Consider the following 25,999-nt stretch of genomic DNA (forward strand, 5'->3'; position numbering starts at 1 on the left):
GTGACCGGGTCCGTGCGTACTTCGGAGCAGGAGCACGACCAACGTAGCACCCTGCAGAGTTAGTTACCTCCTGGGCGTAACTAACTCTGCGTCGGAGACGCGTACGGCCCTCTCCGTCGAGACCGGTGAGGGCCGTACTGCTCGCGCCGTCGTGGGGAGTTGTGAGGGCTCGGCTCCCAGCACCGGCGCCCGGCGAGCGCAGGCGTCAGCGTGGAACCCTCCCCACGGTGGTGGCCTCACGGTAGTGGCTCCTTGCCGTCCTCACGTCTCTTTCACGGAACGGTCACGCCACCCGGCGTGACCTTGTTCGAGGTCTGTTCGTTGACCAGGGCGACGACACGCCACCGTTTCACTCGCGTGTTCGAATAGGTGTTCGATACGGTGGCGGGGAACCGGAGGGAGGTGCGCGGTCGTCCGGAGCGGAGAATCGTTCTGACAGAACTGTGTCGACATGAAGATGTTGAAGTGGTGAACGGACGGATGATCGTCAAGGCCGTGGCCAGAGCGTTGCGGCCACCCCAGAGATGGGGTAGGTTCCATTTGCCTGCATATTCAACCACCGATCTCGATGCACTCTGCAGTCGTTCGGCCACCCGCCACCGGACGAATTCTCCATCGAGTGAATGAAGGCGATATTCACGCACGTGCCGACAGGGAAAAGGCTGGTTCATGAATGGGGAATCCACCGAGGTCGACGGCGACTCGGACTCCCGTACAGAGCGACCCAGGAGAATGCCGCCCCGGGCCTACGTGCTAGGGGCGACTCTGCTTGTTGTCGGGATATTCGCCGGTTTCTCCATAGCGTCGAAGTCAATCCCTCCGGCACCGACCCCCAGCGTCACACACGTGGGCGCACCGACGGAGACGACGATCCCCGGCGACGGAACGTTCCTCGTCGGCAGGACCGACCACACCGACGTCCGCCCGGGGCTCTACCACTCGACGGGCAACACCCGCCCCTGCACCTGGACGCGCGCCGAGGACGCCAGCGGCGAGGTCCGGTCCGTCATCGCGCAGAACACGTCCCGTGGCGACGCGTATGTCGAGCTGCACGCGGGCGAGTTCTTCGACAGCAGCAACTGCCTGGTCTGGGAGCGGGTGGAAACCCCGCAGGGACCCCGTACCGGCGGGGTTGAGTAACCGCCTCCGCTGGCCGATCCTGATACAGGAGAAGCCCCCGGCCAACTCATCTGGCCGGGGGCTTCCTATGTGAGGTGGTACGTCAGGCGCGGACGCTGTTCACGAACGCGGTCCAGGCGGCCGGGGCGACGCCGATGATGACGCGCTCCTTGCCCTGCTGCTTGCTGTCGTAGAACCCGACCTTGGCAAGGGTCCCGTCGGTGTCGCGGGCCTCGCCCTTGAAGAGGCAGTTTTCACCCACTCCGCTGCGGGTCGACTTGTGGAAATTGGTGAACTTCACGGTGTTCCTTTCTCTGTCCTCGGCTCACAGTCGTCCGAGGAAGTTGTGGAGGTACTGACGGGACTCCTGGACGCTCAGAGCTTCGCTCAGGAGCCGGTCGTACCGGGCCCGGTACATGGCGACCTGACTCCCATTCTCCACGAAGATGCCGTCACCGTAGCCTTCGCGGTAGGCCAACTCCACGTCAACGACGGTCATCAGGACAAATGACCCCGATGTTCCCGCGTGCATGCCGGAGCTGAAGGGGAGGACCTGGATGCTGGCCTTCGTCTCGCCCATGTTGAGCAGGTGCTGGATCTGCTCGCGGTGGGCGTCGATGTCGCCCTTCGCGGGAGGCGTCATGATGGCCGCCTCTCCGATGATGGCCCATACCTGCGGACGTACGTCCGCATCCAGGAGCTGCTTGCGCGACTCGCGCAGGGCCATGTGCCCTGCGACAACGTCAGGACTCACGAGGGGCTGGCCGGGCTGGGCAAGCAAGCCTCGGTTGATGGTCTCCTCAGAAGTCCGCGCGGTCTGGAGCAGGCCGGGGATCACGTAGGGCTCCCACGTCCGCAGTGCTGTCGACAGGACCTCTGCTTCCGCGTAGTCGGTGTAGGTCGGACCGACGTTGCTGGCCGCGCCGAGCGGGGTGCGCTTCTTCGCGCGGTCGGCCCACTCCTCCAGACGCCGGATCCGCATCTCCTTGTCGATCCCGTAGAGGTCGCACAGGGGCCAGATCAGCGCCTTCCTCGGGGTGGTGTGGCCAGACTCGTAGCGGTAGAGGGTCGGCTTGGAGATGCCCAGCTTCTCCTGCACCTCGGCGGCGGTCATCCCCGCCTCTTCGCGAGCGGCCTTGAGCATCTTGCCGAGGATCTGGGTTCGGATGTTCGGCTGCGAGCCGTATGCCATGCCTCTCCTCCCCTTGTCGGCCAGGGCGTTGGTGGCCTGGGTAGGGATCAGTCTGCACCCCGGGCGGGTGATCAGGCCAGCCACACGTTCGTGCACATTCTCATCATGAGGACTTGCAGAATGCGAGATCTTCCGGAACGGTAGGTGCCAACCTGCTTACGCTGGGTACCGCAACGGTGTGAGCCGGACTCATCCGCCACTCCTGCCTGGGAGTTACCTCATGCACTCCCCGCACCACCAGGCGCCCAGACCGCCACTGGGATCGCTCCGCAACCTTATCTACCGGCGCATCTACCTCACCGACGGACACAGTATCGCCGCCGTCCGGGACGACTTTGGCCAACGGGCCAAACGCAGCGGGCTCGACCGGGACATCGCCGACGCCGCCCTGCTGTGCTTATCGGAACTGTCCACCAACGTCGTCCGGCACGCCTGCGACGTCCGCGACCGGCCACGCTTCCAGGTCACCAGCGCCATCGTCGGCGCCCGGCAGCGCTGGCTGCGCATCGGCGTCCACGACCGCGACCGCGACCACATCCCCCGCCTCCCCGACCGGGACAAGGCCATGAGCCTGCTCATGGACCTCGACGAGGACCGGGAGGACGGCCGGGGTCTGCTCATGGTCGCCACGTGCGCCCCGGACGCCGGAGTCGACTACGGCCCGTTCTTCAACGGCAAGATCATATGGTGCCGCTGGCCCCTGGACGGCCAGGAGGCCACGCCGGGGCACTCTCTCCGCCCCCGCGTGGCCTCCTGGGCCTCGTCGGCTACACCTTCGCCATGACGCTGTGCAGGTACTGGAGAGCCGTCTCCAGGTCGTAGACGGCCTCCGTGCCGCCCTCGATCTCCAGGGGGTCCGGCGCCCCCTTGTACTTCATCAGATTCCGTACGTGGTTCGGGGTGCGGCCGACCCGGTTCGCGAGCCCCTTGACCGTGATGAGCCGCCGAGAGGCTCGCTCGTCAGTCATGACACCTCCTCAGCAGGCTCGGCCTTGGTGTCGGTGTCCTTGCCGCAGGAGGCGATGACGGTGTCGACGTGCCACCAGCCCTTGCCGATGGGGCCGTTGCTGAGCAGGATGCGGCCCGAGCAGTGCTTACAGTGGGTGACGGGCTGCTCGGCGAGGAGCGCGGAGATACCGGCCGTCAGGATCGACTGCAGGACGGCCACGTTCTCGTCTCCCCAGGCGTGGATGGTCACGCTCACGTCGCGCTCCTCGGCGGCCACCTTCTCCTTGTGCCGCTCGGGGTCTTCGAGGTAGACGCTGGTGCCCATGGAGGCGAAGCGGTCCTGGTGCTCACGGACGTCCGTGCTGAGCATACGGAGCGTGCGCAGGGACCGCTGGAGGCCGGGGAAGCGGCGGCTGATCTCCTGGCGTTCGATCTTCTTCTCGTCCTGGCGTGCCTGCCGCTCGGCCTCCTCCTTGGCCTTCTTCTCGTCGACCAGCTGCTGGACGTACTCGCGGATCTGCTCGGGGTCGGTCACGTACGTGGTATTGCCGGGGCCGTAGGAGCTGGGGCGCATCTTGGAGTCGTCGGTGGTGATCACCTTGCGGTGCTCGCGGCCGGTGCCCGTCCACTCCTGGGCGATGTAGAACGGGCCGAGACCGGCGGCCTCCGTGCCGGGCAGCTTGATGATGAACTTCCGCGACCAGGGGGTGAGTTCGAGGATGTCGCCCTCCTCGACGGCGGCGCGCAGCCACTTGCGGGTGGTGCCGGTAGTGACGTCGGCGTGGGAAGCGACCCTCTCGGCGGCCTGAGTCAGGGTGAGCAGCGCGGGGTGGGCGTCGCGGATCGCCTCCAGGGCGACAGCGGCGGCCTCTTTGGCCTTCGGGTTACTCATGGGTCAGTTCTCCTTCGCTGCCTGGCACTGCGCCTGGCGCCACGTCTTCAGGTCGGCCGTCATGCGGTCCTTGGCGTCCTTGGGCATCCACGAGTTCGGCAGGCCCGTCGGCGCCCACTCGCCCGCGTAGTCGAGGTGGTCGGCGACCCAGCGCTGGGCCAGCTCCAGGTTCGCCACGCGCTTCTCCGTCAGGCCGACGCCCGTGTGCGCGCGCAGGGTCTTGCGACGCCACCTGTCGTCACGCCACACGTTCACCTCGGCCCGGTAGTCCCAGTGGCCCTGCGCGTGCGCGTGGGCGGTCCGGAAGCTGATCACCGGGCAGTCGTACCTGCGGGCGATCTCAACCACGTTGTGGAGGCCAAGGCCCTTCGCGAGGTCGTCGGTGTACCTGCTCACGTCTCCATCTCCCTCAGGTACTTGTACAGCGCGTCACCGGCGTCCGCCCGACTGGCGAACTGCTTGCTGAGGTAGCTGTCCGGGGCGGCGAAGTACCAGCGGCGCGGGCCGATGGTGAACGTCACGCCCCTCACGCCGGTGGGCGGGGCCATCTCGAACCGGTCGGCCTGCGGCCACACGGCCCACACGAAGTCCTGCAGCTCACCCGGCTCCCTCGGCTCCGGCGTCCAGTCCGGCTTGCCGTGCACGCGGCGCACGTCCTCGATGGCCTCGGCGAGGCCGTACAGGCGCACGTACTGCGGGAAGGCGGGGCGGAAGGGGCTGAACCCCGCGCCGGGGCAGGCGCCCCCGACGTTCTCCCGGCCCGCGTGCCCGGCCTTGTGCGGGCGCAGGCCGCCCCGGTGGGTGCCCTCGGTGTACACCGTCACGTGGCGGTGGCACATCGGACAGGAGAACCGGTCGCCGGGCTTCAGCGTGTCCAGGGTTGGCATGGTCACCATCCGATCTGGGGCGGTCGGGGCTTCTTGGCCTTCTTGGGCTTGCGGACGGTCACGGTGCGGCCGTCGAGGCTGACCGTGTACTTCTTGCGGCGTAGGGCCTCGGTGACGCCCGTCAGGACCTCGTCTGCGGCGTCGTCGGCCACGAGGACGGTCACGGTTGTGGGGCCCGTCTGCTCCACGGTCACGCCGTCGCGTCTCCAGTAGCCCGCGATCATGAGGTTGGCCTGAACAGCGTCGGCCTGGAGCCGGGTCCACTCCGGGTCCGGCTCGGCCGGTGCCGTCTTGCGGCGCTCGGCGGGCGGGGGCGGGGCGGGGTGGCGGAAGCGCACATGCGCCGTCAGGATGCCGTCCTTGTGCGTCATCTCGCTGATCTCGGGGGCAAGGCCCCATGACGTCACGATGCGAGCGATTTCCTGAGCGGCTTCCCTGACGGCGTCCTCGCCGCCGAGGTCGACGTAAACCGAGATGTACTCGCCCCGGGCGGAGACGAAGATGCCGTACCGCGTGTGCTTCGCGGCGTTCGGGGAGACGTTGACCCCGGCCGCCTTCAGCCGTCGGGTCACGCCGGGGCCGAGGCGGAGTTCCTTCTTGTTGCCCCGGTTCTGGGGTCGGTAGCCGGACATCGTCAGCGCCCTTCCTTTCCGCCGAAGCAGCGGGACTTGCGGCACAGCGGCCAGTACGAGCGGGGCTCGTCGGCCTCGGTGTAGTTGGCGTTGGCCAAGTCGAGGCGGGCACCGCAGGCGGGCACCGGCTCAGTGTCGTCGGGGCCGCTGGCCTGGTAGTGCGACGACTCGTTCACCGGGATGCCTCGGTGGTAGACGGCGTTGTGCGCGAAGCGCGAGTTGATGAACTGCACCGTCACCACCGCTCCTGGGAGATCTCGTCGAGGACCTTGCTCATGGAGTCGAGGGGGAGGATCACGTACGGCTCGTCGTGGAAGCCGTCGGCGTCGTGGATGGCGAACGGGCCTCGGTCGGAGGCCGCGTGGCCGGTGAGGATGAAGCTCAGGGCACCCGCAACGTCCGTGGGGGTGGCCGATCGCTTCACCACGTCGGCCGGGGATTCCTGGGTCGGCTCCTCAGCCGCAGGGCGCTCGTCGCCCTGGAGGCTGGCGATGTACGCCTTCGCGGCCTCCTGGACGGCAGGGATAGTGCCGTCGGTCGCCTCGATGGCCTCGCGCAGGCCCGCCACCTCGGGGCTCTGCCAGTCAGCCCAGGGGTCGACGTCCGGCCGCAGGACGGCGTCGGGGTCGAACCCATAGTTGATGGGGCTCGGGTCGCCGAGCGGAGAAACGATGGCGCGGGCGCGCTCCACGCCTGCTCGGACGTGTGCCTCCCACTGGCGCTTTGCGCTGATCTCGATGCGCAGGCCCTCGGCGGCGAGCAGCTTGTCCATGTAGTGGCGCAGGCGGTGGCCGACGGGGCTGTCGAACAGCTCCCCGTCGGTCATGTCGTCGGCGGGTACCGGGGTGAGGTAGGGGGCGCACTGCTCGTTGGCGAAGTCGAGGAGCCAGGAGGGCGTGTCGTCACGGTGCGGCGCGCCCGGGTCGAACCAGAGGTTGCCGGGCGCGTTGGCGGGGGTGCCGTCCTTCTTCGCCTGCGTACCTCGCAGCTGAATCCGCCCCACGTAGCGGGAGCCGTCCTTGCGGGTGTACAGGGTGACTTCCATGATCTGGGCGATCACGGGCTTGAAGTCCTTGGCCTCGACAACGGGAAAGCCCGTGACGTCGAAGTGCAGTTCAATCTTGCGGGGGGTGGAGGTCGGCGTCGGCTGCGCCTGGTCCTGCTCAGGCATCGTCGTCTCCTCGGTGGCGGGCGGTCGGCGGAAGCCGTCCAGTGGCGGCGCGTCGGTCTCGTCGTCCTGCGGGTACTGGAGGGGCACCACGTTGTCCGTCGGCGTGCCCGTCGGCGTGGGGCGCTTCTTCGTGCGGAGGTTGCGGGCGGTGATGCCCTCCAGCAGCTCGGGGGCGCCGTGGTGCTTGCGGTACCAGCGGATGATGTCTTCGTTCCGGTAGAGCCCGACGCGCTCGGCGTCCTCGCCGAACGCGGCGACGTTGTCCGGGGTGTAGACGAACAGGCGGTAGAACGTGCCGTTCTCGTGCACCCAGAGCACCTCGCAGGTGCCGCCGTGGCGGGCGTTCTCCTGGGCCTGGTGGTCGATGGCGCTCAGGTTCGCCGACGAGGCGGAGAAGATCCGGCCCTTCGGCAGGTGTTCGTTGGGCGGGGTGATCGTGAGGGCTCGGTAGGGCTGGCGCTGGCCTCGGCCAGAGTTTCCCATGGGGTGTCTCCTCGGCGGGTGGTGGTGACAGAGACGACTTTGGCACAGCACTTGCGTGTGCACAAGTGCTGTGCCAAAGTCGTCCTCGTCGAGTTGCTTTCATCTCGCCCTCCGGCCGCCAATCGGAAGGTGCGTAGCGTGAACAGCCCGCCGCGTAAGGATCCCGCCACATCCTCACCGTCAGGAGTCCCCTTTATGGACCCCGTGAATTTCTCCCGGCTCATGGACGAATTGCGTTCCGTGGACGCGGAAACGGAATTGTCGCTCGTCGAGGACCTGGCGCCCGGCCACGTCCTGGCGTCTGACACCTGGGACCGCCACATCGTCACCGGCCTGCCGACGTCCCGCCGTGAGCACGGCGCCGAGCTGATGACCGTGCCCGTGCGCCACCTCCACGGCGGCCACGCCCTGAGCCTGCCGTTCCACGCCGGTCGGCCGGTGCAGGTCTACGCCGCCCGCGCCAGCAGGGCCGCCCTGCACCAGGTGCCGGTCATCCCGCGCTGTGTCATCCCCGAGGCCCCCGCCGTCGGGGACCGCGTCGTCCTCCAGCCCTACACGGCCGACAGGCTCGGCGTCGGCTCCAGCGCCTTCCAGTTCAACGGCTCCAGGTGGCAGCAGGCCGTGACGGCCGCCAGTGGCCACACCGAGATCCGCACCTTCCCCACGCGCAGCATCGAGACCATCGTCAGGCCGACGGCGTACGCCAGTTCCGTCGGCTGGCACGTCTACCTGCCCGCCGGACACGTCCCGCACCTGTACGCCGACGGCCGCCCGGTCCCCGCCCGCACCGCCGATCAGCTCACGGACCGGGACGTCATCCTCATGCCCGGCGGCGGGCGGCTCCAGGTCGACTCCGTCACCCGGCACGCCGACGGCCGCACCCTGCGTCTGACCGTCCTCACCGCGTCCGCGCACACCGGCCTCCACCTGACGTGGGCCAGCCGCGAGGGCGACCGCATCGAGGTCGAGGACTCCGGCCGTCAGGGCCTGCTCTACGCCACCGAGCCCCGCGCGGTCGAACTCCGGTCGGCCGCCGAACTCGTCGTCGGCGACACCGTCATCGCCGCCTGGGGCACCCCGTACAGCAACGTCGCCACCGTCGAGGAGATCTGGCAGCAGCAGCCGGGCGTGCTGGACCCCCAGCGCACCAGCATGCACGTCCACTCAACCACGGTCGACGGCCGCCCCGTCCGCACCCAGACCGGTTTCGACAACCGGTACCTTCTCCTTCACCGCCCCTCCGTCGACCACGCCTCCGCGCCCGGCGTCGCGGCCCTCGCCAGGAGTCACGTATGACCATCTACAAGCGGCATCACGACGGAGTCATGATGGTCCCCGTCCGGACCGAGCACCGCATGGACCTGCGGGCGCTGACACTGGCGCTGTACCACTCGAACGAGGAGCTGGGGGCGGAGCTGTCCGTACGTGCTGTCCGCAAGGCTGTCGCCGACGAGCTGGCCTGCCACGGAAGCGAACTGATCACGAGGGTCGCCGACTACATCCACGAGGCCGAGGAGTACGACGAGGGCAGCCTTGTCGGCCGTGCCGTCGTCGCCCGTCTGGAGTGGGCGCGCCGGATGGTCGTCAAGGCGTACGGGCCGGAGTTCGAGCGGTACCCCGAGGCACTCGCCGCCCTCCACGCGTTCGAGGCCCTCACGCCGAAGGCGATCGTGTGAGCGCCGAGACCTGCGGCGCCGAGCACCCCGACACGCCCGGCACTGTGTGCGACCGGAAGCCGCACCAGAACGCCGGATACCACCGCGAGCGGGCCACGGGGACCGTGTGGGCCGCCGACCCGCTGCCCGTCGTCCAGGGCACCGGCCGGGGCGCCCTGGCCGCCATCGCCGCCCGCACCACCCGCCACCACCACACCGGCCCCGCCGCCGAAGCCGTCACCGCCTGGAGACGGTACGACGGCTGACCGCCCCGGCGCCGCCCCCTCTCCCAGGGGGCGGCGCCGTCTTCACTCACGGCTAGACAATGCATATCCATGTGCATTAGGTTGGTCGCATCATCCCGCCAAGGAGGAGAGAACGACCATGCACGAGACCCAGACAATCCACCTTCAGGCCGTCGGCCGGGTCCCGGCCGTCCCGGCCGATGACCTGAAGCCCGGCGACCAGATCATGTACAACTACGGCAGTGTCTCCCAGGTCGTGAAGATCGTGGACGCCTCGCCGAAGTTCTTCAAGATCCACGAGGTGAGCGCCGAGACCGGTACGGAGTCCGTCCTCCGCGTCAAGAAGACCACCATGGTCGCCCGCGTGCCCGAGAAGCACCGCCGCCCCCTCGGTCACACCGACGTCCCGGCCAACCACTACCGCGCCCAGGTCCAGGCACCCACAGCGAGCGGTCTGGGATGGATCACCGTGAGCCACGGCGAGACCGTCGAGGCTGCCACGAACGGCATCACCGCATCGGGTGCGACGCGGTCCTACTTCGGTACGGTGATGCTGGACGATCACGGCCTCGGCTACGCCGCTGATTCCCCGGAGGGGCGCGCCAACAGCGTCAAGGCCATGGCCGAGGGCGCCGTTCTCACCGCCGCCGACGGCCACAGCTTCCGTATCCTGCGGCCCAGCCAGCCCGACCCGACCGTCGCGCCCACCCTCACCGAGGCGCTCACCATCCGGCCCAAGCAGCTCACGAACCTCACGCCCGTCGAAGTCGACCGGTACAACGCCGTCGTTGCCGACGAGCTGTCCCGGCTCGCCGGTGAGGCGGACAAGGCGGCCGACGGCGTTCACCGCGCGCTCCTCCAGCGCAAGGTGAGCAAGCGCCAGGGGCGCGGTTACTCCGAGGTCTGGCCGACGACGCTCGCCGAGGCCGAGCGCATCGCCCGTCAGCACCTCGACAGCGGCTACACCCCTGACCAGATGGCCCGTGTACAGGCGGGCCTCACCGCGCCCGGGGCCTACACGAAGCGGCTCCGCGCGGCCGTCGGGCACCTGGAATCGACCCGCATGCAGACGCGCATCATCATGGACGGCCCCCTCGTCATCCTCGACGAGGAGTTCCGCCGCCGGGGTGGCTGGTCGCGCATGTACCTGTGCACGTCCGACGGCGGGCACGTCCACACCGGCCGCGACTGCCCGAGCATCGGCCTCCGCACCCCGCTGAAGTGGATCCCGGAGGTTTCCGGGATGGAGTGGCGCGAGGCGTACCGGCTGGTGATCAAGGGCGCCACGGCGGGCACCGAGGCGATCATGTGCACGAAGTGCTACCCCGACGCGCCCACCGAGTGGACCGAGCGGCAGGTGCCCGAGACGGAGTGTCCCGGCTCGCGCACGAACGCGTACGACTACATGACGGAGAAGGAGCGCCGCCTGTACAGCAAGCGCGGCACCTGCCCCGAGTGCGGGCAGGGCGTCTCCGTCACCTCCGCCTGGAAGTTCCGCAAGCACGACCGCCCCCAGTAGGGCCGCCCCGGGCGCGCCCCACGACCGGGGCGCGCCCGCCCGGGAGGAATCCCGGAACCGGCTAGACAATGCACATCGATATGCATTAGATTCCTTCTTGAGCCCGCCAGGGAAGAACGACCGAGGAGACCAGCATGTCCGCCTTCACCTACACCCCCGAGTACCGCACCGGCCTCACCTTCACGTGGGAGGGCGGCGAGTACGTCAACACCAACACCGGCGCCGTGGTCAACGTCTGGCACATCAGCGACGACGGCAAGTACGAGGGGCCCGCGATCGAGCGCACGCAGGAGGCGTTCGAGGCCGCGTGCGACGAGTGGACCCGCGAGCAGGACCCGAACGACGGCGAGATCGGCGGCAAGGTCTCCGACCTGCCCCTGTCCCTCCTGCTGCGCCGCGACGGCGTCACGATCTCCTCCGAGCACATCGCCACGGGCGCCGACGCCGAGGGCTGGGTGCACCGCGAGTACCGCGTCACGCTCGCTTACGACGGCCGCACCTACACCCAGACCGTCAAGCACGGCGGCGAGGAGGGCGACGCGCCGGAGCTGGTGGAGACCGTGGGCATGCTGGTCCGCCAGTCGGCGACCGCCTACTACGCCGACAACTACGAGGAGTGGGCGAGCGACTTCAGCAGCGACCCCGCCAAGTGGATGCCCCGCGAGACCTATGACGAAAACGTCAAGATGGCCGAGGACCTGCGCGCGCTGTTCGGCGCCGACCGCTTCGACGAGTACGCCATGGCCGACCACGACGACTGACCAACGGCCCCGGCCCCGCCCACCACGGGCGGGGCGGCCCGAGCCGGGTTCGATGCCCGGTCGGGGCACTCCACCATCATCCCGCCTACCGAGGAGAACAGATCATGCGCATCACCGCCCGCACCGTAGAGCAGGTCTCCGACTACGTGAAGGAGGTCACCGAGGGAAGGTTCGCCCTCGGCTACCACAACAACCCCGGCGACGGTCGCACCTACGTGGACGGTCACAGGATGGCCCTGTCCTGGAAGGGGCGTAACGCGGCCATCATGGCTATCGCGTACTACCTCGGCGCGGCCCGCGCCTACCTGGGCCCGGAAAAGCCCTTCCCGGCGGAGATCCAGGCCATCCGCGAGGAGATCCACACCGGGGGAAACGCGGCGGCCTCCAGCTTCGTGGACGGCCAGAAGGAGGGGCGCGCGTCCATCGAGGCGAACAAGTCCAAGATCAAGGACGAGTCCCTTCCGGTCGAGGAGCGGCGCGCGGCCTTCCGCGCCCACAACCGGCGCCAGGCCAACAGCTAGCACCGCAGCCCCGGCCCGCCCCCGCGAGGGGGCGTGACGGTTCGGGTCCGGTTCGACTCCGGCCCGGGGCGCTCCACACCATCCCACCTGCCGAGGAGAAGATCATGGGTCTGACCATCACCGCCGACCACGTCAAGGAACTTGCCACTCTCTTCGGCGATAACGTCCTTGTTCCCATGCCGAGCAAGCACGGACCCGCCGGTGACCTGTGGGTGATCTCCACCAAGAATAAGCACTATGACGGCTGGCACACGGTCTACGCCACCGTCGAGCAGGTCAATGACATGGCGCTCGACACCGATTACGACGTGGACGGCCAGATGACCGAGGCCGCCGCCGAGCGTATCGCCCGCAAGCTCAACGAGACGCCGCGCGAGGAGGCCCGGGGGTACGCGCGCAGCGCGGGCAACCCGGAAGGTTTCTCTGCCCGTGCCATGGACGAGTTGCACAACAACTGACCAGCCCACCATCCCACCACCACCAAGGGGAACCCATGCCGGACATCGATCTGAGCAGTCAGCCGCATTGGACCGAGCAAGACCGCACCATCATGCCGACCGTCGAGCCCAGCTTGTTGGGCGTCCGCCGGGTCACGGTTGGACGGATCGGCCGCCTGAGGGCCGATGTTGAGCTGTACGCCCCCGTTCCTGACATCAACCAGGGCGGCACGCTGGAGCTGGGCCAGGCCCAGGTGCGCCACCTCTACGCCGAGTTCGGCAAGATGATCGAGCAGTGGGACACCGAGCCCCGCGACCTGGCCGCCGAGGCAGACACGATCTTGCGCGACGCCAAGAACCTCGGCCGCAGCCGGGCAAGCAGCGGATACGAGATCGAGACCGACGGCACCGCCGTGTACGTCTACCACAACGACGGGCGCGAGCGGTCCCCTCACCTGCGCGCGCTCTACCCGTACTCAGACGTCCTCAGGGACTCCGGATATACCGGCGTGAAGCTGGAGGAGCAGACCGACGACCACGCCGCCCGCGTCGTCGCCACCCCGCCCGCCGCCGAGGACTTCTAGCACCACCGCCCCGGCCCCGGCATCCAGCCGGGGCGACGGTCCGAGACAGGTTCGATGCCTGCCCGGGGCACTCCACCACCCGCCAAGAACACCATGGGGAGTCATGAGCGAGCACAACAGCACCATCGTGAAGAGGTTCGAGGAGGCGGCCCGTGCCGCCGTCGCCAACGCGCAGGCGACGCGGGAGAAGGCACAGGCGGCCATCGGCGTGGACGGCCGGACCGACGAGCACGCCGACGCCGAGCGCATGTTCGCCGAGGGCATCCTGTGTCACTACGTCGAGCGCAGCATCAACGAGGACGGCACCCTTGTGCGCGAGCTGGACGAGAGCGACGACGACATGGTCAAGCACCTGCGCCGGGGGCGGCGGAACCTGATCAAGCGCCTGTTGTTCACGCCCGAGCAGCAGCGCGAGGGGATCGCCGGGCTTCAGCAGCACTACCGGCGCGAGGGTGCCAAGCGCTTCCTTGGCGAAACGACGTTCGTGCGCGTCGAGGGCGAGCTGTGACCGCCCAGACTTTCGATCTCTGGTTCGATACGGAGCCGCTAAACACGATGATCCGCGACCCCGAGGGACGTCTGTCCCGGGCCGTGGAGGCGTGGGAGGGCGGCGACCCCGAGGGGGCCGCCAGGATCGCCCGGGGGCTCGCCGGGGACATCAAGGGACTGCACCCGCGCATGCCCTGGCGGGCCGCCTACGCCCTCGCCCGGTTCATGGTGGAGAACACCGCCGACGCCCGCCGCGAAATCCGCGAGGAGGCCGAGAGGTTCAGGGGCGCCGACCACATCAGCGACTCGGGGAGGTGATCGGATGAGCCACCCGCGCCGACCGCGCCGACCGAAGAGGCCCGGACGCCCGCACTAGGGCCGACGGCCAAGACAGGAGAGGAGTCGCCTAGACGGCAGCCATGGCGGGGAAGAACGGGGCAGGAGACAGGGCTACGCGCCCGCTCCTGCCCCGTTCGCGTGCCCGGAAAAGATCTTCAGCGAATCGCTTCCTATGCACATCGATATGCATTACGTTGGTGTCGTTCCCGCCAAGGACACCCACCACAAGGAGCGCCACCATGGGCAAGAAGCTCAGTGAGCCGATGATCCGCACCATCCGCACGGCCTACGAGACCGGCGCCGACGCCGAGGGCCGGTTCGAGGTCGCCCCCGGTTCGGCCAACCCCCGCACCGTCGAGGCGCTGAAGTCGCGCGGCATGGCCGAACTGGGGGAGGTCGTCACCGTCCGCGATTACGAGACGCGCAAGCCCGTGCGCACCGTCACCCGCACCTACCTCACCGCCGACGCCGTCGCCCTGGTCCGCGAGATGAACGGCGAGACGGCCGAGGAGTCCCCGGCTGTCGTCGACCGGGTTAAGGCGGCGGAGGCTCACGCGGCCACCCTGATCACCGACGACGGCGAGCGTTTCCGCCCCGTGGAGCACATCGCGCCGGGATGGCAGATCCGGCAGGCCGACGGCTCATGGAAGACCGTAGAGAAGACGAACGTTAGGAATGGCCCGAACTGCGTGGTGCGTGTCGACTTCACCGACGGTGCTACCGATGATCTGCCCACTCACACCGAGGCGTACAGCCGCATGCACGCGCCCGCCGACGTCTCGCCGATCGAGCTGGAGCCGGTCATGTACACCCGTATGACGGGGGCGTACGGGATTGGTTGGGCGCTGCGGGTGTGCGACGACAACCGCGCTTCCGTCCGCGACGCGATCGCCCGCGCCCGGAAGCGTGGCAACGACGTCACCGTGTGGGACAACGGCGTGATCCAAGTCAACGGCGCCGGAAAGATCCATCACAGCTACAACGACGCGGGCAAGCCGTGCCCGGTCTGGTTCCTTCCGCAGCGCCCGGCCGCCGAGGAGCCCCCGGCCGCCGGTAACGAGTGCGACGAGTGCGGCGAGGCCATCCCGGACACGGCCGCCAGCATGGCCAACCCCCACCACGCCCAGACGTGCTCCCTGTACGAGGAGTCCCCGGCCGCCGACGGGCACCGTGCACTTATGGAGGCGGGGCACGCCCAGCTCGGCGCGCTGGCAAAGAAGTGGAGCGCGGCCGTGGACGCCGCCACGGCCCCGGCCGCCGACAAGGGCATGCCGTCGGGTGCGCACCGCATCACGAACACGGGCGAGAGCATCGAGGGCGGCACCGCGTACGCCTTCACCTGCTCGCGCTGCGACCAGCGGGCCACCCTGGTCGGGTTCGACTCGCTCAAGTGCACGCCGACGGCGGAGCGCGACCACGCCCGAGAGCGCGCCGATGGCCTGCTGAGCGACGTCACGTTCGAGGGCGCAACCGCCTACGCGCTCACGTCGCCGGACCGCTTCAGCGGTGAGCCGTCCACGCGCACCGTGCTCCGTGGTGAGGCGCGCGAGGCGCTCGCCCTGTGGCTGGACGCCGGAGCGCCGCACACCTGGGGGCGCGGCGAGTTGCGGGTGCGGTGCTTCCAGGGCGATCACACGATTCAGCCCGTCGTCACCGCCGGTGCGGTGATCCGCACCGGCGCCGATGTGGTGGAGCTGTCCCGCGAGCCGTGGCGCGGCGGTCAGGTCTGCGGCCATCAGACCCAGTACGGCATGGGCGCGTACAGCGAGCGCTACTGCGGCAAGCGCAAGGCGCCGGGTCTGGTGGAGTGCCGCGAGCACTACGACGACACCCTTTCGAACTACGGTCCCCGTGCGCTGCGTCAGGCCATCGCGTCGGGTGTCGCCGTCGGTGACCCGTCCGCGCCCGTGGTGCTGCTGTGGGAGCCGTACGAGGGTGACGTGCCCGAGGAGCCGACCGAGGAGGAGCGGGCCGCGTACGCCGCCGCCACGGGCGCCCCGGCCGCCGTCGAGGACCCGGCCACGCCCGCCGACGCGCCCGCGTCCGCGAGCATCCTGGACGTGTCCGAGCATGCCGCCGGGGCGCTTGCCGAGGACGTCACGCCTCACCGTGACCGACTCACGGTGCGGGTGGTGCGCGGGATGGACGACAACGTGACCACGGAAGAGCGGGCGTTCGTGGTGGGCATGGTGGCGTGCCTGATGCGGGCGGGCGCCCGCTACACCCGTACCGATGAGTCCCTGGTGCTGCGCCACGACGACGAGACGGTGACGGTGTCCCTGGCGGCATAGAGCGGGAGCGCCCGGGGGCGGGAGTCGTCGGCCCGCCCCCGGGCGCTCGTCCTCCGAAGATCCTTCCCCGGACGACTTTCAATGCACATCCATATGCATTAGTCTGGCGGTCCCGCCGAGGACGACAGCACGAGGAGCACACCATGACCGACACCACCGTAAAGATCCATTTCGAGGAGGAGCCCTGCGGCCGTTGCAACGGCACCGGGCGGTACTCCTACAACCAGCGTGACGGTCACGTGTGCTGGGGATGCTCCGGCAAGAAGGTGCGCCTTTCCCGCCGGGGGAAGACCGCGTTCGAGGCGTACGAAAAGGCGCTCGCCGACTCGGCCGCGACCGTGGCCGTCCGCGACGTCAAGCCCGGTATGCGCATCATGTCCCAGGCGCACGGCGGCGTGGCGGGCAACAAGCCGTGGGACTACAAGGCGGCATGGCGCACGGTGGCCACGGTGGAGGTGACCGAGTACACCGGGCGAGGCGTCGAGAACGACAGGTATGTCGACGTGCCGTGTGTGCGCGCCGAGATCGCGTTCGAGGACGGGAAGTCGTGGACGGCGGAGTCGTCCGACCACCCCGCCTACTGGAACAAGGGCGCTTTCCACACCATCTACACCACCCTCGCACTCACCGTTGGCGGTCCCGAAGCACAGGCCGCCCGCGAGGAGGCACGCCGCGCAATCGCCCGCCGTTTCAAGGGCGCGTGGCTGGACGGCGAGGAGCCCCCGGTGCCGCCCGCGCCGCGCAAGCCCAAGAGCAAGGCGCGCAAGCCCCTGCCTGCCAACCTGTACCCCGGGCAGTGCTGGCTCTGCGAGACCCTCGTGCCCACCGGTGAGGGTGAGCGGTTCAAGCCGGAGGGGGACACTCAGTGGAAGGTTCAGCACAAGCCGGGTGAGTGCCCCCAGGAGCGCCAGGAGCCGAAGGAGGCACCCGCGCCCGCCCCGAAGGCGCCGCAGCGCGAGGAGCGCCCGGCCATGCCGAACAAGTACGCGGGAGAGTGCGCGCTCTGCGGAGTCCTGGTCGAGGCGGAGAAGGGGGAGCGCATCCGCGTCGAGGGCACGTGGGCCGCCCGGCACCCCAAGGGTGAGTGCCCGCCGCCCCCCGGCCCGGCCGCCGACGGCACGCCTGCCGTCCTGATCACCCGGCACAAGCTGTACCCGGAAGTCGCCCGGCGTGGTCCGGCGTGGCGGTGGACCTACGACTACGCCGTGAACGGCGCCGCCGCGATCGGGTACGGCACGGGTCTCGAATCGCTGCGCGACATGCTGCGCAGTAAGTACGGCCGCCGGGTGCGCATCGTGGAGGGGTGGAAGACGGCGGTGCCCGCCGACTGACCTTGTCCCTGCGCCCGGCCCGCCCGCCGGGCGCCGTGGGACGGATTCCTGACACCCGCTAGACAATGCATATCGATATGCATTAGCTTGGTCCCCGTACCCGCCGAGAACGACCACAGGAGCACACGATGACGAACACCACGATGCGCCTGCCCGCTGACACCCCGGACAACGCGGCGGCCGTCTCCGCCCGGTTCGCCGCCGTTCAGTCTGGCCAGAACCCCCAGAAGGACAAGATCATGACCGACCAGGAAAGCGCCTCCCACTCTTCCGCGACGTTCGCCGCCGCCCAGCGCCCCGCCCCGGCCGCCGACAGCAACCCCGAGCACTACGTGACCGTGAACGACGGCACCCGCATGGCGAACGCCCTGGGCCCGTACCTCACCGACGACGACGCCCGCGCCAACCTCCCCCGCGTCCGTGCCTTCCTGAACGCCAACGACACGAACGCCGACGCGTACGAGTACGGCACCTTCCGCGTCCGCAGCTACGGCCGCACCCTGGGACCGGGCAGGCTCAACGACCGCATCGGACTGCACGCCGCCGAGGAACCCACCTACACCATCGAGGTCACCACGCGCGTGGTGAGCACCGAAGCCGAGGAGTGCGCCTACGCGGCCGAGGACGACCACGACTGCACGGGCGATTGCCTGTCGCTGGACGGGGACGTGCGAGAGCTGGAGGAGCCCAGCACCGAGGAGATCGCCGCCGACGCGGACGACCTGGAGGCGCACGACGGGGACCCGGTCGCCTGGGCCGCCGACTACATCCGCTCCAAGACCGACGCGACCGAGGTGTCTTCCAGCCCCATCGGAGACACGGCGCGCGAACACGAGTGGCTGTCCGGCACCTACACCGACCCGCACAACAACGCCAAGGAGACGCACACCACCGTGCGCCTCACGGGCGACTGGACCGAGGAGCAGCGCGCCCGGGTGTTCACCGCCGCCACCACGTTCTAGCCAACCCCCACGGGGCGCCGGGCCACCACATCCGCCCGGCGCCCCCGCCGACCGCCCAGGAGCGCCCCCATGGACATCACCCCCGACAACGACCTGATTACCTATCTCGCCCGGGGTGCCATTACGGGGGAGCGCCCGGAGTTCACCATCACGTTCGGCGCCGGGGGCACGTACGTCGCCACCCGGTATGAGTGCCGGTTCACGTACAGCGGCGGCAAGTGGCTCGCCAACAGCATCAGCATCACCGGCGCCGCCAGGAAGGCGGACGGCACCGTCGGCCGCCGCACGCGAGACGTGCTCTTCGTCCTCTCCGCCGACGACACCCCCGACTGGGCGGGACCGCTCGTCGACCGCATCCGCGCCACCATCGCCCTCTGACCGCCGACCCCGCCGAGGAGCAGCAGTGAGCACCGCAGACAAGCCCAAGAGCTACACCTTCACCGCCCAGACCTACGGGGAGAACGGCGGGTACGTGGAGAAGACGTTCACGGTCGAGGGCCCGCTGTACCACGGGGGCGGCCGACGGCTCCGTGAGGGCGCACAACTCACCGCCGGGCGCCGCACCAACCCGTGGGGCGACGAGGGGCCCAGGAGCCGCTACGTCCACTTCACCACGCGCTTGGACGTCGCCGCCGCCTACGCCAGACAGAGCGGCGGCCACGTGTACGTCGTGGAGCCCACGGGGGACTTCACCATCGGCTACAGCGGCGAGGAGTACAAGAGCGTTCACCCGCTCACTGTCGTGAGGCGGCTTGCCCCCGCCGACTGGCAGTAGGCCCGCTGTCAGACCCGTCCGCTAGACCAGTCACCACCACACCGCATCATCATCCCGCCGAGGAGACACAGACCATGAACATCACTACCGGCTACGGCTCGTGGGTCAACCACGGTGACCGAGACAACGTGAGCGTGGAAGCCAGCATCGCCGACGCCGTGTCCGGCGGCCCGCGCGATTGGCTGGAGCGCATGGAGGAGTCGGGCGCGTTCGACCGGATCGCCGCCGACTACCGCACTGCCATCGATGAGGCGCTCCCCCGGGGGATCTCCATCTCTGGGAACGAGTTCATCGGACTCCACCAGACGGACCCCGACTACACCGACGCGATCGGCGACTTCGACATCGCTCACGCGATTTGCGGTATCGACTTGCAGGAGATCATCGAGCGCCACGACGTGGACGCCACGCCCGGCAACAAGCAGCGCCACATGCGCGACAGCGCCATGACTGCTCTGTACCGGGCACTGGCCGCCGCCGGACTGAACCCCCTGACCAGTGTGGATCACGTCGTCACGCCGGGGTGGACGGTTGTCTACCGGACCGACGCCACCACGCCCGCCGTGTGGGACGCGTACACCGACCGCCAGGCCCCCGCGCCCGGCCGGTACCGCGAGCAGGTCTCCGAACGTCTCATGACCACGGATGAGGTGGTGTCCATGCTCGCGCCCGCCGACGACGCCACGCCCCTGGGCGAAATGGGGACCGACGACCTCTTGGAGGTGCTCCGCGCCCACGTGGGGGAGCTGCCCGAGGGGAGCACGTTCGCCGCCGCGTGGAATCTCATGGACCGCATCCTGACCGACGGGGGTATCGAGTGCCTGCCCGCCCCGTGGGACGGCTACGGCGACCACGCGCCCGAGGGGGCCGACGACGAGACCCGCGCCAACCTCAACGCGCGCTTCCTCCCGCAGGATCCCCACGACGAGAACACTCGCCCGGCCGTGGAGATTGGCACGGCGCACGTGTACACCTACCGCGACGCCGGGAAGCTGATCGTGAGCGTGGAGACCGTCGAGGACGACACGATGCCGGTGGAGTTCAGCGTGAACGGGAAGACGGTGCACGAGGGATGAGCGCTCCAGACGCGGGGGCCACCTTCGAACACGAGGGGCACACGTACCGCGTGGACGGATGGCTGAAGCGTATGGCGCCGCCGGAGCCGCCAGGGGGCCAGCGCTCCCCGTTCGCAGACATCCTCGGAGAGCTGCTCTACGAGACTCAGCAGCGCACCGGCCCGGACAGGGAGCGGCTCGTGTTCTGCACCCAGGATGAGGCGGAGTACGTGAGCGGCTACGGGGTCGCCGGGTGCATCGTGCGCGTGAGGGACGTGAGGGTGACGGGGATGGTGGCCTGGAGTCCTGAGGAGATCAGGAAGCATCAGGAACGGGCCGTGCGCATGGCGGGTCTCACGGTGGGATAACCCAGGGGCAGCAGAGCAGTGGAGGCAGGGGCAGGACAGCGATCCCGCCCCTGCCTTTATGTAGTGGTTGGTACAGATATCGGGTGAGTCCACCACCCTGGAGACGGGTGCGAATGCGGGCCGGGCCTGCGCTGCCTCGCGTGCGTGCACGAGGGGGCGGCCGACGGGGCGCAGCGGCGGGGGTGTGGCGGGGGCCGGGGGAAGGATCTTGGCCGTTCGGCTTCCAATGCATATCGATATGCATTAGGGTCGCGGGAGTACCCGCCAAGAACGACAGCAGCAACGAGGAGCACCGAATGATCGAGATCAAGCGCAAGCCGACCCCCCGCCAGGTCGAAGCGCTGCGTACCGCCCTGGACAACGAGGACGGCATCGTGGAGGTGAGCGCCGACAAGCGCACTCACGAGGGTCTGGTGGGCCGTGGGCTGGCCGACTGGAAGCACGGGAGCGAGCTGGGGCGTAGCGTCCATGCGCTGACGTACTGCGTGATCACGGACGCGGGCCGGGCGTACCTGGCCAAGCTGGACGGCACCGTGCACGAGACCGCGCACGACGTGATGTTTCTGGACGCTGAGCGTCAGTTCCGTCACGCCGACCGTTCCCACGGTGCCTACATGAGCGCTGGGGACAACGCGGACGAGACCGCCCGTGAGGAAGGGTTCGGGCGGTACACGGAACGCTGGTACCAGGTGGTCATGTCGTCGTACGCGTCGCTGATCGATGACGGGGCGTGGGTGGAGCCGACCCCGGCGGCCGTGGAGGCGCAGCCGACCGAGGAGCGCCCGGCGGTCGGTGTGGGGCGCATCGTTGCGGAGTTGGACGCGCTGAACCGTGAGGTGGAGGCGGGCAGGCGTGAGCGGGAGATCATCACCGATCGGAACGGCGTGCGATGGTACGAGGGTTGGGACGGGATCTTTCGTGACGGCTACGGTGCTGCGGTGCCGCGCGCCCTTGTCTCCGTGAACGCGGCTGAGGCGCAGCAGCGCGAGGGGCGTCCGAGCGTGGCGCAGTGCGATGTGCACGCGTGTGGTGGGTGCTCGTACGACTGCTGTGCGCCGGTGGAGACGTTCACGGCGGTGCGGGAGGGGTCGGGTACTCAGGTGAACGCGTGCCGTGCGTGCATCCGTGTGCATGGTCTGGCGGTTGTGGACGGGTGGACGGGTGAGCGGGTGGCGCTTCCGGCCGTGGGGGCGCAGCAGGAGTCCGTGAGCGCCCCGGCGGTCGTGGAGGGTGAGGGGCAGCAGTACGGCGGGATCACGCGTGAGGACGTGGCGAACGGCAACGGTCCGGCGGAGGCGTTGTGGCGTGCGGGACAGTTCTTCCGTATGTACGACGCGCGGCAGCAGCGGGAGGCGTCCCAGGGGGCCGTGGAGCGCCCGGGAGCGTCGTCGGTGGCCGTGGAGTCGCAGGAGTGCCGGGAGGGCGCTGAGGGGGGCGTGTGGGCGCTGCACACGGCGGGGACGCCGGACCGTAGTGAGGCGGACGGGCAGGCTGTTGCGTGGGCGCTGGTGGGCGGTGGCGCCCGGGGGTATGCGGAGACGCTCACTACGGTGTGGGACGACGTGGAGCCGGGGCCGACGGGGTACGTGGCGGGCGTGGAGGAGGTGCGGGCGGCCGTGGCGGCTTTCGTGTGTGGGTTTGGTCGCCGTGTGGAGACGGACGGGCGTGGCGGTATTCGTCTGGTGGGGCGTGGGGGTGGGGTGCGGGTGCTGCGCCCGGCGTGGGTGTAGGTGCGGATTTAGTTGTCTGCCCGTAGGGGGCGTGCCACGGATTTCGTTGTGGTGCGCCCCTGTGGCTGCGGATTCCGTCGACTTGATTTGTTTGGGCCCTTCCCGCCCCCATGCATATCCATATGCATTAGGCTGGGGCCCTGCCCCGCCGAGAACGCACCGAGGAGCCCACGATGACCACCACCACCCGCCGCCCCCTCCGCAAGAGCGACGTATCCCGCATGATCGGCCGCATCCTCGGCAAGCAGCACCGCAGCGCCGCCCACGGCTGGGACGTCATCGACGAGGGCACCGGCCCGGTCATCACCCTCAACTACGGCGACAACGACCGCGACCTCGACGCATACCGCAAGATCGCAACCGCCCTCGACGGCCGCTACACCCTCACCTACACGGCCACCTGCGCCGACTACAGCTACCTGCCCGACGACTACGCCTACTGCGCCATGGCCGACATCCGCCGCACCCCCGCCCCCGCCGCCCAGGAAGAGACCCCCGTGCCCGACACCACGCCCACCGTGTCCATCACCCTCCCCGCCCCCTTCTGCGCCTGGTTCGACGGCACCAGCCTCGCCCTCGGGCACGACGACGCCGACCCCGACTGCAAGGCGCTGCGCCTCGCCTACGAAGCAGCCGCCACCCGCAAGACCGCCCAGGGCCGGTCCGCCAAGATCATCACCAGCAACCCCGACATCCTGAAAACGATCACTGAGTACGCCGAGACCCTTGCCGACGCCGCCTACGACGACGCCAACGACGAAACCGCAGGCGCCGACCAGACCGCCGCCGCGCAGCGCGACCTTGACGCCGCCCACACCGTCAAGCAGCGCGCCACCACCGCCCGCCGCGAACTCCGCGCCGCCCTCACCGCCCACCAGGCGCAGCAGGCCCCCCAGCAGCCCGCCACGGCCGCCCAGGAGACCGAGGAGCCCGCCGACGACGACACCCACACCCCCCGCACCATCACCGCCCCCGTCGTCGCCCACGTCGAGTGGTCCGAGACGGTAGCGGGCCACCACAACGGCACGATGACCTTCCCCAACGGCGCCACCTACAAGGTCACCCACATTGAGCACGCCACGCCCGCCCGGGGCGCCCTCGCCGACCACGTCGCCCACGACCCCACCGCCGACGCGGGCCCCGCCCGCCGCGTCGCCCGCACCTGGGGCCTGGACGCCCTGGCCGCCGACTGCGCCCGCCACGCCGGATACACCGGCCCCGTCACCATCGAGCAGACCGGCGCGCACCGCCTCACCCGCCGCTAGGCAGCCCCACACGGGCCCGGCCGGACCGTCACCCCGGCCGGGCCCCCACAACCCGCCACACACCCACCCAGACCCCCTGGAGCGCCCCGCATGATGACCTGCCGCCGCCACCCCACCGCCGGACGCTTCATGCGCACCTGCCCCGGCTGCGCCCAGGAGCTGTACGACATCGAAGCCCGCAACCGCGCCCACGCCGCCGCCCGCACCGCCCTTACCCTCATCGGCACCCCCCACGCCGAAATCACCGACGTCCACGCCACCGACACCACCCTGATCGTCGCCAGCCGCCAGCCCGGCGAGCACTACGCGTACGCGGTCGACGTCTTCCGCCTCCCCACCCCCGCCGAGACCGACCCCGACCTGACCGACGACTACCGCCTCACCCCCGGACAGTGGCTCCTCGACTGGCAGGCCGGAGACCACGACCCCGCCACCATCCCCGACATGATCACCGCCGCCCGCCGCCACCTCACCCGCCACACCGCCTGACAGCCCCGCTGCGCCCCTCCCACGCCGACGGAGGGGCGCGGCGCCACCCACCACCCGCCAGCCCGCACACACCCCAGGGAGCGCCCCATGAGCATGTTCCAGCCGAACGGATGGACCGAGGAAATGCGCTACCACACCGACGCCGCCCTGATCAGCCAGCGCCGCAGCATCGCATCCGCCCTCCGGTTTGAACTCAGCATGAGCCCCGCCCAGGACGTCAACCGCTCCGGCAAGATCCGCGCCGCCGCCGACCGCTCCGACCGCGCCGCCGACATGCTCGCCCTGCGCGCCGAGGGCATGCGGGACGACGTGACCCCGCCGCGCCGCCCCCGCTTCCGCGTCAACGCCTGACAGCCCCCAGGAGCGCCGGGGCCGACCCCACCGGCCCCGGCGCCCACCGACCGCCCGCCAGCCCGCCCTAGACGCCCTGGAGCCCGCCGTGACCGTCACCGCCGACACCATCCCCGCGCCCGTCCGCGTGGAGATCGTCTGGACCCGCCGCGACGGCACCCGCCTCACCGGGCTCATGAACGTCATCACCCCCGCCGACCGCGCCCCCTCCAACGACCGCGAACCCCAGTGGCACATCACCGGCGGCACCCGCCGCGCCACCCTCGACGCGGTCAACGACTACGACCCCGCCGACAGTCACACGGTCCTCCGCGCCACCCCCGACCAAGCAGCACGCGCCGCCGCCGCGTGGCTTGGCCACACCGACCGCCCCGTGCACGTCACCACCGTGCACGAGTGGCGCGACAACGCCTGACCCGACCGCCCGCCACACGACCACTGGAGCGCCCGCCATGAGCACGCCGACCACCACCGAGACCGACGCCCGCGCCGCATCCCGCGAGCGCCTGCGCACCGTCGTCGCCGCCACCCTTGCCGACGTCCACGACCGCACCCTCAACCTCACCGACGCCGAGGAAACGATCATGGCCGCCGCTCAGCAGTGGGCCATGGAGGGATACATGATCAGCACCGCCCCCGCCGCCAAGCCGTGCCCCAAGAGCGGCGGCACCGTGGACCGATGGCACGAGGGAACCAACCTCCTCTTCGCCCCCGACGACGACAAGCCCGACCCCGGCCCGTACACCGAGGGCGAGCACGTCACCTGTCCCGGCTGCGGCGCCGACGTCCCCGTGACGCCGGTCGCCAACAACCTGCGCAGCGCCGGACGTCAGTACGTCGCCCGCCTCCCCCAGCACACCATCCCGACCCCCTGACAGCCCCCAGGAACGCCCGGCGGCATCCCGCCGACCGCCGGGCGCTCCCCGACCCCGCCAGCCCGCCACACGACCACGGAGCGCCCACCATGGCCCTGATCAACGACATTGAGTTCTACGGCCGCGCCGTGGACGCCGAGGAGCTGTCCCCCGAGGAGGCGGCCCGACAGTTGGCCGACTCCAGCCGGGGCGGACTCACCCCGCGCGGCGCTGCTCAGATCCTCGCCGACTGGCGCGGCGCACTGGAACGGTACGAACGCGGCCACGCCGACACCACGACCGTGCTGCGCGCACTGCGCAACGGCCGCCCCGCCCCCGAGTTCATCACCCGCCGCTGGAACGAGGAGCAGCGCGCAGCCGCGCGCCGCCTCGCCCACCGACCCCAGGAGCGCCCCTGATGACCAACACCAGCCCGTACCGCCCCCTCGGCGACTCGCCCGGCTACGGCAACCCCATCGACCCCGCCGACATCCCGCCCCCCTTCGAGACCCCCACCGGCGCCCGCTACACCCCGGCCGCCGCCGACCGCGCCGACTACGCCCCGCGCACCGCCGACGACGTCACCACCGAACTGGTCAACATGACCGTGAGCATCGTGGACGGCTGGTACGCCGACACCCGCATTGACTGGGA

36 protein-coding genes are annotated in these 25,999 nt (G+C 69.8%); 27 read left to right on the forward strand and 9 right to left on the reverse strand.

The genetic code is table 11. The features are described 5' to 3' along the window. Positions 1 to 846: 846 nt before the first annotated feature. Positions 847 to 1,140, forward strand: a complete 294-nt coding sequence (locus BZZ08_RS08800) for a hypothetical protein (RefSeq protein WP_104631601.1) — start codon at positions 847 to 849, stop codon at positions 1,138 to 1,140. 82 nt (positions 1,141 to 1,222) lie between these two features. Here the strand turns inward: BZZ08_RS08800 and BZZ08_RS08805 are convergent, their stop codons facing one another. Together BZZ08_RS08805 and BZZ08_RS08810 are read right to left on the reverse strand one after the other, a co-directional pair. Further along, positions 1,223 to 1,420: a DUF397 domain-containing protein gene (locus BZZ08_RS08805; protein WP_104631602.1), complete on the reverse strand. Its 198-nt coding sequence runs from the start codon at positions 1,418 to 1,420 to the stop codon at positions 1,223 to 1,225. Between the two features lie 24 nt (positions 1,421 to 1,444). Then, positions 1,445 to 2,311 (reverse strand): helix-turn-helix domain-containing protein, encoded by an 867-nt coding sequence (locus BZZ08_RS08810; protein WP_133169180.1) that lies wholly within the window; start codon positions 2,309 to 2,311, stop codon positions 1,445 to 1,447. Positions 2,312 to 2,531: 220 nt separating this feature from the next. On the opposite strand from BZZ08_RS08810, the gene BZZ08_RS08815 reads away from it, so the two are divergent. Next, positions 2,532 to 3,095 carry an ATP-binding protein gene (locus BZZ08_RS08815; protein WP_104631604.1) on the forward strand — a complete coding sequence of 188 codons (564 nt, stop codon included), beginning with the start codon at positions 2,532 to 2,534 and terminating at the stop codon, positions 3,093 to 3,095. Here BZZ08_RS08815 and BZZ08_RS08820 read toward each other — a convergent pair. The 7 genes from BZZ08_RS08820 to BZZ08_RS08850 are packed head-to-tail and all read right to left on the reverse strand — an operon-like array spanning position 3,079 to position 7,324. Continuing rightward, positions 3,079 to 3,279 (reverse strand): hypothetical protein, encoded by a 201-nt coding sequence (locus tag BZZ08_RS08820; protein WP_104631605.1) that lies wholly within the window; start codon positions 3,277 to 3,279, stop codon positions 3,079 to 3,081. The two genes, BZZ08_RS08815 and BZZ08_RS08820, sit on opposite strands and share 17 nt — an antisense overlap. Continuing rightward, a complete protein-coding gene (locus tag BZZ08_RS08825) occupies positions 3,276 to 4,151 on the reverse strand; it encodes a hypothetical protein (protein ID WP_104631606.1) in 876 nt (291 codons plus the stop codon). The genes BZZ08_RS08820 and BZZ08_RS08825 overlap by 4 nt, the downstream gene beginning before the upstream one ends. Before the next feature lie 3 nt (positions 4,152 to 4,154). Continuing rightward, a complete protein-coding gene (locus BZZ08_RS08830) occupies positions 4,155 to 4,547 on the reverse strand; it encodes a hypothetical protein (protein ID WP_104631607.1) in 393 nt (130 codons plus the stop codon). Beyond that, the gene (locus tag BZZ08_RS08835) at positions 4,544 to 5,038 is read right to left on the reverse strand and encodes a hypothetical protein (RefSeq protein WP_133169181.1); all 495 of its coding nucleotides are present in this window, start codon (positions 5,036 to 5,038) and stop codon (positions 4,544 to 4,546) included. Before BZZ08_RS08835 ends, BZZ08_RS08830 begins: the two co-directional genes overlap by 4 nt. Before the next feature lie 2 nt (positions 5,039 to 5,040). After that, a complete protein-coding gene (locus tag BZZ08_RS08840; protein WP_104631609.1) occupies positions 5,041 to 5,670 on the reverse strand; it encodes a hypothetical protein in 630 nt (209 codons plus the stop codon). A gap of 2 nt (positions 5,671 to 5,672) precedes the next feature. Beyond that, on the reverse strand, positions 5,673 to 5,909 hold the full coding sequence (locus tag BZZ08_RS08845; protein WP_104631610.1) for a hypothetical protein: 237 nt from the start codon (positions 5,907 to 5,909) through the stop codon (positions 5,673 to 5,675). Continuing rightward, positions 5,906 to 7,324: a hypothetical protein gene (locus BZZ08_RS08850; protein WP_104631611.1), complete on the reverse strand. Its 1,419-nt coding sequence runs from the start codon at positions 7,322 to 7,324 to the stop codon at positions 5,906 to 5,908. The genes BZZ08_RS08845 and BZZ08_RS08850 overlap by 4 nt, the downstream gene beginning before the upstream one ends. A gap of 195 nt (positions 7,325 to 7,519) precedes the next feature. On the opposite strand from BZZ08_RS08850, the gene BZZ08_RS08855 reads away from it, so the two are divergent. From BZZ08_RS08855 to BZZ08_RS08975, 25 genes are all read left to right on the forward strand, one after another. Further along, a complete protein-coding gene (locus tag BZZ08_RS08855; RefSeq protein ID WP_104631612.1) occupies positions 7,520 to 8,620 on the forward strand; it encodes a hypothetical protein in 1,101 nt (366 codons plus the stop codon). Beyond that, positions 8,617 to 9,000 (forward strand): hypothetical protein, encoded by a 384-nt coding sequence (locus BZZ08_RS08860; RefSeq protein WP_104631613.1) that lies wholly within the window; start codon positions 8,617 to 8,619, stop codon positions 8,998 to 9,000. Before BZZ08_RS08855 ends, BZZ08_RS08860 begins: the two co-directional genes overlap by 4 nt. Further along, on the forward strand, positions 8,997 to 9,245 hold the full coding sequence (locus BZZ08_RS08865) for a hypothetical protein (RefSeq protein ID WP_104631614.1): 249 nt from the start codon (positions 8,997 to 8,999) through the stop codon (positions 9,243 to 9,245). The genes BZZ08_RS08860 and BZZ08_RS08865 overlap by 4 nt, the downstream gene beginning before the upstream one ends. Before the next feature lie 118 nt (positions 9,246 to 9,363). Beyond that, positions 9,364 to 10,743, forward strand: coding sequence for a hypothetical protein (locus BZZ08_RS08870; protein ID WP_104631615.1), 1,380 nt, complete (start codon positions 9,364 to 9,366; stop codon positions 10,741 to 10,743). 134 nt (positions 10,744 to 10,877) lie between these two features. Then, positions 10,878 to 11,504, forward strand: a complete 627-nt coding sequence (locus BZZ08_RS08875) for a hypothetical protein (RefSeq protein WP_104631616.1) — start codon at positions 10,878 to 10,880, stop codon at positions 11,502 to 11,504. 104 nt (positions 11,505 to 11,608) lie between these two features. After that, positions 11,609 to 12,025: a hypothetical protein gene (locus tag BZZ08_RS08880; RefSeq protein ID WP_104631617.1), complete on the forward strand. Its 417-nt coding sequence runs from the start codon at positions 11,609 to 11,611 to the stop codon at positions 12,023 to 12,025. Positions 12,026 to 12,129: 104 nt separating this feature from the next. Then, positions 12,130 to 12,483 carry a hypothetical protein gene (locus BZZ08_RS08885; protein WP_104631618.1) on the forward strand — a complete coding sequence of 118 codons (354 nt, stop codon included), beginning with the start codon at positions 12,130 to 12,132 and terminating at the stop codon, positions 12,481 to 12,483. Between the two features lie 35 nt (positions 12,484 to 12,518). Continuing rightward, on the forward strand, positions 12,519 to 13,046 hold the full coding sequence (locus BZZ08_RS08890) for a hypothetical protein (protein ID WP_104631619.1): 528 nt from the start codon (positions 12,519 to 12,521) through the stop codon (positions 13,044 to 13,046). 103 nt (positions 13,047 to 13,149) lie between these two features. Continuing rightward, positions 13,150 to 13,554: a hypothetical protein gene (locus tag BZZ08_RS08895; protein ID WP_104631620.1), complete on the forward strand. Its 405-nt coding sequence runs from the start codon at positions 13,150 to 13,152 to the stop codon at positions 13,552 to 13,554. Between the two features lie 47 nt (positions 13,555 to 13,601). After that, on the forward strand, positions 13,602 to 13,853 hold the full coding sequence (locus tag BZZ08_RS08900; protein WP_133169182.1) for a hypothetical protein: 252 nt from the start codon (positions 13,602 to 13,604) through the stop codon (positions 13,851 to 13,853). Positions 13,854 to 14,113: 260 nt separating this feature from the next. Beyond that, the gene (locus BZZ08_RS08905) at positions 14,114 to 16,165 is read left to right on the forward strand and encodes a hypothetical protein (RefSeq protein WP_104631622.1); all 2,052 of its coding nucleotides are present in this window, start codon (positions 14,114 to 14,116) and stop codon (positions 16,163 to 16,165) included. A gap of 143 nt (positions 16,166 to 16,308) precedes the next feature. Then, on the forward strand, positions 16,309 to 17,496 hold the full coding sequence (locus tag BZZ08_RS08910) for a hypothetical protein (RefSeq protein ID WP_104631623.1): 1,188 nt from the start codon (positions 16,309 to 16,311) through the stop codon (positions 17,494 to 17,496). A 128-nt stretch (positions 17,497 to 17,624) separates the two neighbouring features. Continuing rightward, complete coding sequence (locus tag BZZ08_RS38795; RefSeq protein WP_157953330.1) at positions 17,625 to 18,458, forward strand: hypothetical protein; 834 nt, start codon at positions 17,625 to 17,627, stop codon at positions 18,456 to 18,458. Positions 18,459 to 18,527: 69 nt separating this feature from the next. Beyond that, on the forward strand, positions 18,528 to 18,836 hold the full coding sequence (locus BZZ08_RS38800; protein WP_104631624.1) for a hypothetical protein: 309 nt from the start codon (positions 18,528 to 18,530) through the stop codon (positions 18,834 to 18,836). 25 nt (positions 18,837 to 18,861) lie between these two features. Then, on the forward strand, positions 18,862 to 19,233 hold the full coding sequence (locus tag BZZ08_RS38805) for an NAD(+)--rifampin ADP-ribosyltransferase (RefSeq protein WP_104631625.1): 372 nt from the start codon (positions 18,862 to 18,864) through the stop codon (positions 19,231 to 19,233). Positions 19,234 to 19,307: 74 nt separating this feature from the next. Continuing rightward, entirely contained in the window at positions 19,308 to 20,309 is a 1,002-nt protein-coding gene (locus BZZ08_RS08930) for a hypothetical protein (RefSeq protein ID WP_104631626.1), read from the forward strand. Continuing rightward, entirely contained in the window at positions 20,306 to 20,656 is a 351-nt protein-coding gene (locus tag BZZ08_RS08935) for a hypothetical protein (protein ID WP_104631627.1), read from the forward strand. Before BZZ08_RS08930 ends, BZZ08_RS08935 begins: the two co-directional genes overlap by 4 nt. A 296-nt stretch (positions 20,657 to 20,952) precedes the next feature. Beyond that, the gene (locus tag BZZ08_RS39830) at positions 20,953 to 22,386 is read left to right on the forward strand and encodes a hypothetical protein (RefSeq protein WP_104631628.1); all 1,434 of its coding nucleotides are present in this window, start codon (positions 20,953 to 20,955) and stop codon (positions 22,384 to 22,386) included. A 173-nt stretch (positions 22,387 to 22,559) separates the two neighbouring features. After that, positions 22,560 to 23,651 carry a hypothetical protein gene (locus BZZ08_RS08945; protein WP_104631629.1) on the forward strand — a complete coding sequence of 364 codons (1,092 nt, stop codon included), beginning with the start codon at positions 22,560 to 22,562 and terminating at the stop codon, positions 23,649 to 23,651. Between the two features lie 90 nt (positions 23,652 to 23,741). Beyond that, the gene (locus BZZ08_RS08950; protein WP_104631630.1) at positions 23,742 to 24,140 is read left to right on the forward strand and encodes a hypothetical protein; all 399 of its coding nucleotides are present in this window, start codon (positions 23,742 to 23,744) and stop codon (positions 24,138 to 24,140) included. Positions 24,141 to 24,227: 87 nt separating this feature from the next. Then, positions 24,228 to 24,491, forward strand: a complete 264-nt coding sequence (locus BZZ08_RS08955) for a hypothetical protein (protein ID WP_104631631.1) — start codon at positions 24,228 to 24,230, stop codon at positions 24,489 to 24,491. An 88-nt stretch (positions 24,492 to 24,579) separates the two neighbouring features. Continuing rightward, positions 24,580 to 24,906: a hypothetical protein gene (locus BZZ08_RS08960; RefSeq protein WP_104631632.1), complete on the forward strand. Its 327-nt coding sequence runs from the start codon at positions 24,580 to 24,582 to the stop codon at positions 24,904 to 24,906. Between the two features lie 37 nt (positions 24,907 to 24,943). Continuing rightward, positions 24,944 to 25,366 carry a hypothetical protein gene (locus BZZ08_RS08965; protein WP_104631633.1) on the forward strand — a complete coding sequence of 141 codons (423 nt, stop codon included), beginning with the start codon at positions 24,944 to 24,946 and terminating at the stop codon, positions 25,364 to 25,366. Between the two features lie 89 nt (positions 25,367 to 25,455). Further along, positions 25,456 to 25,764, forward strand: coding sequence for a hypothetical protein (locus BZZ08_RS08970; RefSeq protein ID WP_104631634.1), 309 nt, complete (start codon positions 25,456 to 25,458; stop codon positions 25,762 to 25,764). Then, positions 25,764 to 25,999 (forward strand): hypothetical protein (locus BZZ08_RS08975; protein ID WP_133169183.1); only part of this gene is annotated, 236 nt, incomplete at its 3' end. The genes BZZ08_RS08970 and BZZ08_RS08975, both read left to right, overlap by 1 nt.

Source organism: Streptomyces sp. MH60, assembly GCF_002939385.1.
In the GTDB taxonomy this organism is placed as follows: domain Bacteria; phylum Actinomycetota; class Actinomycetes; order Streptomycetales; family Streptomycetaceae; genus Streptomyces.